Genomic DNA, 8787 nt, shown 5'->3' on the forward strand with positions numbered 1-8787 from the left:
ATCAGGTTGCCCTTCTAATTTTAAAAATTTAATCGCATCCAAATCACGCTCATTGGCCAGTTTATAGGCTTTATCGAGAAGAATAGCATCTTTATTATTATCGGGATTCTTAATTAATTTCTTTACAGATTTACTTATTATTTCATCGTAATTGCCTCGTTGTAAGTTCTTCTTAGAGCTGTTACAAGAGCTAAATAAGAATACAAATACGCTTAAAAGTAAAACTAATTTTTTCATACAATTTAACTAAGGAATTAGGTTGGCGAAGATATGAAGATTACTTTTGTACACAATTCAAAAACCAAGAATAAAATGCAAATAATTGACCTCAGCCACGAGATATCAGAACAAATGACTGTTTTTGGCGAAATGGAAAAACCAGAAATTACACGAAAATACACCGTAAAAAAAGATGGTTTTAAACTTCACGAACTAAAAATCAATAGCCATACAGGCACACACGTTGATGCACCTGCACATATGATTGCTGATAGAAAAAATTTAGACGATTTTGCTTTGAATCAATTCTATGGAAAAGGATTTATACTGAAAGTAGATCAATTTGCCAAGAGTGAAATACCTCTTGATTTTCTTAAAAAGCATGAAAATCAAATTCGAGACACTGAATTTTTAATTCTAAATTCGGGCTGGTACAAAAAGTGGAAAACAGCTGACTATCAGATAAATTATCCTGTTTTATCACAGGAGTCAGCTCAATGGCTTACACAATTCCAGCTTAAAGGAATTGGCTTGGATTATATCTCAATCGACCCAACCGATAGTCAGGATGTACCACTTCATAAGATTATCTTAGGTGCTGATTTTATTATTATTGAGAATTTGACCAATTTAGATACTTTGCAAAAAAGCGACTTTCAATTTCAATGTTTTCCTTTAAAAGTGAATCAAGCCGATGGATCAACTTCTCGAGCTGTAGCTTTTGTTTAAAAAAGTTTGCTCAACTTATCAATAATGCCATTTTGGAACATTCTAAATTTGGACTAAAGTCCATTAACTAATTGATTTTCACTTACTCCGACTTTAAGGTCGGGGTAATACATATTTCTAAAGTCTATGGCTTTAGCCAAAAAAAGATTTAACACTTACATTCCTCAATGAATTCATCAATTGCATTTTTAAATACAATTAAAAGCTTTTACACTACCTTTGCAGCAAATTAATACGCTATGATTCTTTTCGACGAGTTAAACATAAACAACCCTCTGCTGAATGCCTTAGCCGACTTGGAGTATTTCACGCCCACACCCATTCAGGAAAAAGCTTTTCCTATGATTATGTCGGGAGCAGATATTGTTGGAATAGCTCAAACCGGAACGGGTAAAACATTCGCCTACCTCCTCCCTATTCTCCGACAATTAAAATTTTCAGATCAAAGACATCCAAGAATTTTAATTATTGTACCTACCCGAGAGCTGGTAAAGCAAGTGGTGGAAGAAATTGAAAAGCTCACAAAATATATGAATGTTCGTTTTGCCGGAGTTTATGGCGGAACAAATATCAACACCCAAAAACAATTGGTTTATAACGGATTAGACATTTTAGTGGGTACACCGGGAAGGTTGATTGATTTAACTCTGACCGGGACGTTGCGCTTGAAATACATTCAAAAGCTGGTGATTGATGAAGTAGATGAAATGATGAATCAGGGCTTTTTAAAGCCGCTAACCCGTTTCTTTGAAAACCTACCCGAAAGACGGCAAAATCTGATGTTCTCTGCTACTTTAACAGAAGAGGTTGAGGCTTTGATTCAATCCACCTTCAATCAACCACAGAAAATAGAAATTGCAAGACACGGAACACCACTTGAGCAGATTAAGCAAAAAGCCTATGCTGTTCCTAACTTCCATACCAAAGCCAATCTGCTTATCCATTTGCTAAAAAATGGCAGTATTGATAAAGCCTTGATTTTTGTAGATAGCAAAAAATTGGCAGATCGCTTATTTGAACAAATAAAATCAGATTTTCCTGAACAAATTGGTGTAATTCATTCCAATAAATCTCAAAACTTCAGGTTTAGAATACTCCAAGAATTTGAAGACGACAAGATTAAGGTTCTGATAGCTACTGATCTTATCTCGCGAGGAATTGATATTAGTGAAGTTACTCACGTAATCAATTTTGATATACCAAAAATTCCCGGCGATTATATTCACAGAATAGGCAGAACAGGACGTGCAGATAAAGCAGGAATTGCAATCTCTTTTATTAACGAAGCTGAATTGGAATATCAAAAACAGATTGAAGACTTGATGAAGATGCCTATTCCTATGCTCGACTTCCCCGAATCTGTTGAAGTATCAACGCTCTTTACCGATGATGAACTTCCCAAGCAAAAGATGAAGAATTATCTTAGAATGCCCAAAATATCCAGTCAGGGAGCATTCCACGAAAAATCTGAAAAGAATAGGCAGGTAAATTCAGGCAGTCCAAGCCAGAAAAGAAAAAAACATAAAAAACCTATCAAGCGAAGCGCAAGGAAAAAAATATAAATACCTACTGATTAGCTCTATGAAAAAGCGACTGTTAAATATCTTGTTCTGGTCTATTCTCTCCGCAGCATTTATTGGACCAGGAACCATAACTACAGCCGCAAAAGCAGGTGCTAATTTTCAATTCGATTTACTCTGGGCTTTGGTTTTTTCCACCATTGCTTGCTTGGTTTTACAAGAAGCTGCAGCGCGTTTAAGCATTGTGAGTAATAAAAGTCTAGGAACTGCCATCGCCGAGACTTTCGGTCAAGCAAAAGGCGGATGGATGGTTTTCATTTTAATTATTGGTGCTATTATTATTGGCTCAGCAGCTTATCAAACAGGCAATCTTTTAGGAGCTTCTGAAGGGATTTTGCTTCTAAGTAATTTCACTACGCTTCAAGTTATTCTCGTTTTGGGTATTCTTGCGGGATTTGCCCTCCTATTTCCAAGTTTACAGATATTGGCAAGGAGTCTTGGCTTCTTGGTCGTATTGATGGGCTTTGCTTTTATTACGACAGCCATTTTGATAAAACCCGATACATCCGCAATACTTAGCGGAAGTTTTATTCCTCAAATGCCTGAAGGTTCCGGACTTTTAATCCTCGGATTAATTGGAACAACGGTTGTTCCTTATAATATTTTCTTAGGCTCAGGACTAACCGATAAAACCCAAACGATTAAAGAGATGCGTTTTGGAATTTCCGTGGCTATTATTTTAGGAGGTTTAACTTCTATGGCTGTTCTTATTGTTGGAAGTTCAATTGACGGTGAATTTACTTACGCCGCTTTGGGTCAAACACTAGGAAGTAAACTCGGATCTTGGGCGGTATGGTTTTTTGGTTTTGGATTATTTGCTGCGGGATTCTCCTCAAGTATTACCGCTCCCTTAGCTTCTGCTATCACTGCACGCGATTTATTTCAGCATAAAAATCCTAAAAAATGGGCGCAAAACGGGATCTATTTCAAAGCCATTTGGGGACTCGTTTTAATTACGGGAATTAGCTTCGGACTAGCAGGTTTTAAACCTATTCCAGCCATTATCGCTGCACAAGCCCTCAACGGTTTAATTCTTCCTTTTATCAGTATTTTTCTCTGGTTCGCCATCAATAATTCCAGTCTGATGGGAAAAAACAAAAACTCAAAACTTCAGAATATTCTTTTTGGAAGTATTGTTTGGGTGAGTCTGATTTTAGGTTTATGGAATATTTTAAAAGCTAGTCTTGGCTTTTTCAATCAAAGCCTTCCAGATAGCTCCTATATTTTCTACGCTCTATTTGCATTTACCCTTTTAATCACACTTTTCGTCGTTAAACGTATCATTAGAAACCATTAATATGCACAAACTATTTATCGATACCGGAGGTACTTTTACAGATGCTATTGCGATTATGCCTGATGGCAAATTACAAAGAAAAAAAATACTAAGTAGCGGTCGATTACGCGGAAAAATTTCTTCTTGGATTGATGATAGTCATATTTTAGTTGAGGAAAACTGGGGAAGTAAAAAAGATATATTTCAAGGCTATTGGTTTTCAAGTTTAGACAAAAGCATCGAAAAGATAAAAGTGCTTTATTACGATACAGATCAACATATTTTAGCGCTTGAAACTGCTATAAAAAAGAATCAGCAAAAGCATTTATCATTCGAGATATTTACAGGAGAAGAAGCTCCGGTTGTGGCAACTCGAATGCTTACCCAAACGTCTTTAAAATCCAACTTTCCTCCTACAGAAATCCGTTTAGGAACCACCAAAGGAACCAATGCTTTACTCGAGCACAAAGGTGCTAGAAACGTTTTATTCATCACCAAGGGCTTCGCCGATTTGCTAGAAATTGGCAACCAAGCCCGACCCGATATTTTCAGCTTAAACATCCAGAAAAGAAAAGCGCTTGTCGATAAGATTATTGAAATTGACGAACGTATTGATGCCCAAGGAAATATTCTAAAACCCATCAATAGTTCTGCTTATCAAAAGCAAATCCAAGACTTAAAAGATGAAGGTTTTGAATCTTTCTCCATCGTGTTTATGAATGCTTATAAAAACAATATTCACGAGCAGGAATTTAAAAAGCTTTTAATCGAATCTGATTTAAAATACATCTCTGTTTCTTCCGAATTATCACCCTTGATAAAAATACTTGAGCGTGCAGAAACAACAACGGTAAATGCTTACCTCTCGCCTATTATTGAAAATTATCTGGAAAACATCGCCCAGAATACCCAAGCCGATTTACGCGTGATGAATAGCGCTGGCGGATTAATGCGTACTGAGAATTACGAAGCCAAAGACAGCCTCCTCAGCGGCCCAGCTGGCGGTGTTGTGGGCGCAGCATTTATTGGTGAGCTCATCGATAAAGACAAGCTGATTACCTTTGATATGGGAGGAACCAGTACCGATGTTTCGCGTTTTCACAAGGCTTTCGATTATAAATACGAATTGGAAATTGGCTCGGCACATATTTATAGTCCTGCCATTTCTATTGAGACGGTAGCTGCCGGTGGTGGCTCTATTTGTAGTTTCGATGGATACAAACTCACCGTTGGCCCAGAAAGTGCTGGAGCCAATCCCGGACCTGCTTGTTATGGTGCTGGCGGTCCACTAACCATTACCGATGTAAACCTGCTTTTGGGCAGAATTGACGAAACGAAATTTGGAATTCCCGTAAACAAAGAGGCTGCTGAAAAGCAAGTCGAAATCCTTTTGCAAGAAATTGAGCAAAAGCGAAATAAGCCTGTTGAAAAAGAAGAAGTACTAAATGGTTTTCTTGCTATTGCCAATGAAATTATGGCTGGAGCCATCAAGAAAATCTCTACTTCAAAAGGTTTTGATCCTTCTGAATATGCTTTGCTTGGTTTTGGTGGTGCGGGTGGCATGCATTCCTGTGCTATTGCCGATTTACTTCAAATAAAAGAAATTATTATTCCGCTAGATGCGGGATTGCTCAGTGCTTTTGGTATTGGAAATGCTTCATTAGAACGCTTTGCCGAAAAGCAGATTCTAAAACCTTTTCATTCCATAAGCGAATCGCTCCAAGAGGAATTCGCTTTGCTTTCTAGCGAATTAAGCCCTCAGTTTGAAAAAGACAAAGGCAAATTAACAGAACAAAGGCTTTTGTTCTTGCGTTTTAGAGGACAAGACAGCACGCTCAGCATCAATTGGAATGCCAATATAGAAAGTATCCTTAAAAAGTTTAAAGCCGAGTATATCAAATTATATGGCCATTGGGTGGAGAACAGAGAAATTGAACTGGAAAGTATCCGTTTAAAAGTGTCGCAAAAAGCCGAAAAGGCTTTGCTAAGAAAGCAAGAAAAGAGTCCTGCAAGAAAACTTATTCCTAATCGGAAAATTCAATCTTTCGGGAAAGAAACGGATGTTTTTTCCAGAAATGACTTAAGCTTTGGAGATCAAATTACGGGTCCGGCTTTGGTGAGCGATGATAAAAGTACGACGGTAATCGATAGCGGTTGGACTGGCAAAGTAGATGCTTTTAGCAACCTGATCATCAGAAAAAATAAAGCTACAGAAAAACAGCAAACAAAAACACATAATCAAGAAACAGCATTGGAATTATTCACCAATCGTTTTATGGCGATAGCCGAAAATATGGGTGCTATCCTGCAAAGAACAGCACTTTCGGTAAACATTAAGGAACGTCTCGATTTTTCTTGTGCCCTACTCGATTCCGAAGGTTATCTGGTAGCCAATGCGCCTCATATCCCTGTTCATTTAGGAAGTTTGGGTGTTTGTGTTCGTTCGGTTTTAGCCAATTTCGATTTTAAACCCGGCGATACCATCGTAACCAATCATCCACTTTATGGTGGTTCTCATTTGCCCGATGTAAGTTTGATTACCGCTGTTTTTGACAAGGAAGGTAAACGTATTGGTTTTGTGGTCAACCGAGCGCATCACGCAGAGCTTGGAGGTATGACTCCCGGTTCGATGCCGACCAATGCAACAAACCTAGAACAAGAAGGCATTGTGATCTCTCCATTTTATCTCGTCAAAGAAGGAAAAGTAGATTGGGATGGTATCCGTAGCATTTTCGATTCTGGCAAATATCCCAGTCGCTTGATTAACGAAAATATGGCCGATTTAAATGCCGCTTTAGCAGCCAATAAAAACGGCGAACAAGCCTTGCTAAATCTAGTTAAGGATTTTGGAACTGATCGTGTTCAGCATTATATGCAAAGCCTGAAAGAATACGCTACGCGGAAAATAAAAGATGTTTTTTATAAATTGCCTGATGGGAAAATTAAAGCTATTGAATTTTTAGACGATGATACGCCTCTGTCCGTTGAGATCAATATTCAAGAATCTGCTGTATCCTTCGATTTTACGGGAAGCAGCGCTGTTCACCCCAGCAATTTAAATGCTACTCCTGCCATTGTGAGCAGTGTGATTATTTATGTGCTTCGCTTGCTTTTGGATGAACCTATTCCTTTAAACGACGGCTTGATGGAACCGGTAAGTATAAAAATCCCTGAAGGCTTATTGAATCCTCCTTTTAATCAAGAACCCGACAAATGTCCTGCTGTTGTGGGTGGAAATATTGAAGTCAGTCAGCGACTAACGGATACGCTTTTGAAAGCTTTTGAAAAAGCAGCTTGTTCTCAAGGGACGATGAATAATGTTTTGTTTGGCAACGAAAATTTCGGTTATTACGAAACCATTGCCGGTGGCAGTGGCGCAGGCGAAAATTTTGATGGCACTTCTGGTGTTCACCAACATATGACCAATACACGTATTACCGATCCTGAGATTTTAGAACACCGTTATCCTGTGCGCTTGGATAGCTTTTCTATCCGACCTGAGTCTGGAGGAAATGGAAAACACAAAGGAGGAAATGGTGTAATCCGTGCTTTTACTTTTTTAGAATCTGTAGAGCTTTCTTTGCTCTCGCAGCATAGAAAATATGCACCTTATGGTTTAAAAGGCGGTGAAGCAGGAAAAAGAGGAGAGCAATATGTAATCCGCGCCAATGGCGAGAAAATTTCTTTAAATGGAATGAGCCACTGTTTACTAAATCCAAACGATCAATTTATTATTGAGACTCCGGGTGGAGGGGCTTACGGATTAGATTAAAAAAATAAACGCAAGGCGCGCTAAGTTTTCCGCAAAGGACGTAAAATCACTTGTTGTAGATAATCGGCACTTTACTAACACCTATTTTACATTCAAATTCCATCAGCGTTTATCTGCGAAATCTGCGGGATGTTTCCTTAAGTTATTTTCTTACGCTGATTAGGATATCCAAAGGATCGGTTTATTATTGAGACTCTAGGTGGTGGTGGGTTTGGGGAGAAGGAATAGAGTTTTCTCTTGCCAAGAGTATTCTATTTTATTAAATGTTTTCTCTTTTCAATTACATCATCAATTCGGAAAATGTCATTGCACCAAATCAACAAGTCTTTATCTAGCCAATCGATTCCTTCTACTATCTCATTTCTGTATATTTTCAAAGCCGTTAAGCTCCAAGTCACTGATTCATGATGAAATATTCTGTTTCTCAACTTTCTAATCCCATTCAATTTAGAACTCATTGTTCTTCTCTTTCTAATATTCTTTGGACAGTTTGGAAATGCAAGGCGTAAATTCTTCCACAATATTCTTTCAAATTTTGAATCTAGTAAGGAAGTCCAAAAACCAAACGACAATTCAGATATTATTTTTCCAGTAGTAATGGTTTTCTTTTCGCGAAGTATATTAGCCCTTGCTTCAGAAATCCTATCCATTTGAAATCTGGAGGCTGATTCAATAAACGCTTGGTTTTCAAGCCAATTCTCATCATCAAAAAGTCTTTTTAATTGATAATCAAATTTATTACGCAATGCTATTTCTAAGATTGATAAAAGCGGATAGAAAGACTCTGAAATTTCAATATTCACTTTATAATGGTTTACAGCTTTATCAAAATCTCCACTATGTTTCTTTAAGTATGGCTCAAGCCTCTCTATCGAAATTATTTTCTCTATTGCATTCCTATCCATTAATTTATATATTTGCATCGTCGTCCCGGTATTTCCTCTTCCAGTCCTTATGCTGGTAATGAAGCCGGGTTTTTTGTTTTTATATCTTTCCTAATTTCAAAACAACATCCAGTTCCCTTCTTTTGACCTGATATTTATCACTTTCCCTGACATTACTTATACAAAATATTGGCTGCTGTGCTCAATCATTCTACTGTTATTTCTTGTATGGCTTTTTTGACTGAATTAAAACTTTTTCACCACTTATAGGGTCTTCGTTAAAATTCTCCAACAATAAATCAACCACATCTGTTAATTCTTTATTAC

The 8787-nt window shown here is 37.6% G+C and carries 6 protein-coding genes; 4 read left to right on the top strand and 2 right to left on the bottom strand.

What is annotated here, in order from left to right; all coding sequences use genetic code 11:
* A partial coding sequence (locus tag J7K39_00540; protein MCD6178368.1) for a hypothetical protein occupies positions 1 to 237 on the bottom strand: 237 nt, incomplete at its 3' end.
* A 75-nt stretch (positions 238 to 312) separates the two neighbouring features.
* Between J7K39_00540 and J7K39_00545 the strand changes: the two genes are divergently transcribed.
* The 4 genes from J7K39_00545 (at position 313) to J7K39_00560 (ending at position 7576) form a co-directional block, all read left to right on the top strand.
* Positions 313 to 948 (top strand): cyclase family protein, encoded by a 636-nt coding sequence (locus J7K39_00545; protein ID MCD6178369.1) that lies wholly within the window; start codon positions 313 to 315, stop codon positions 946 to 948.
* Between the two features lie 239 nt (positions 949 to 1187).
* Positions 1188 to 2510 (top strand): DEAD/DEAH box helicase, encoded by a 1323-nt coding sequence (locus J7K39_00550; GenBank protein MCD6178370.1) that lies wholly within the window; start codon positions 1188 to 1190, stop codon positions 2508 to 2510.
* A gap of 19 nt (positions 2511 to 2529) precedes the next feature.
* Positions 2530 to 3825: a divalent metal cation transporter gene (locus tag J7K39_00555; GenBank protein ID MCD6178371.1), complete on the top strand. Its 1296-nt coding sequence runs from the start codon at positions 2530 to 2532 to the stop codon at positions 3823 to 3825.
* 1 nt (position 3826) lies between these two features.
* The gene (locus J7K39_00560; protein ID MCD6178372.1) at positions 3827 to 7576 is read left to right on the top strand and encodes a hydantoinase B/oxoprolinase family protein; all 3750 of its coding nucleotides are present in this window, start codon (positions 3827 to 3829) and stop codon (positions 7574 to 7576) included.
* Between the two features lie 251 nt (positions 7577 to 7827).
* Here the strand turns inward: J7K39_00560 and J7K39_00565 are convergent, their stop codons facing one another.
* Complete coding sequence (locus tag J7K39_00565) at positions 7828 to 8481, bottom strand: Abi family protein (GenBank protein ID MCD6178373.1); 654 nt, start codon at positions 8479 to 8481, stop codon at positions 7828 to 7830.
* Positions 8482 to 8787 lie beyond the last annotated feature (306 nt).

The organism is Bacteroidales bacterium (assembly GCA_021157585.1).
Classification (GTDB): Bacteria; Bacteroidota; Bacteroidia; order Bacteroidales; family UBA12170; genus UBA12170.

What these genes read in the sequence shown, in the direction of transcription:
- J7K39_00565 (MCD6178373.1), bottom strand. Translation starts at nt 8,481, where the DNA reads ATGGATAGGAATGCAATAGAGAAAATAATTTCGATAGAGAGGCTTGAG.
- J7K39_00550 (MCD6178370.1), top strand. Translation starts at nt 1,188, where the DNA reads ATGATTCTTTTCGACGAGTTAAACATAAACAACCCTCTGCTGAATGCC.
- J7K39_00545 (MCD6178369.1), top strand. Translation starts at nt 313, where the DNA reads ATGCAAATAATTGACCTCAGCCACGAGATATCAGAACAAATGACTGTT.
- J7K39_00560 (MCD6178372.1), top strand. Translation starts at nt 3,827, where the DNA reads ATGCACAAACTATTTATCGATACCGGAGGTACTTTTACAGATGCTATT.
- J7K39_00555 (MCD6178371.1), top strand. Translation starts at nt 2,530, where the DNA reads ATGAAAAAGCGACTGTTAAATATCTTGTTCTGGTCTATTCTCTCCGCA.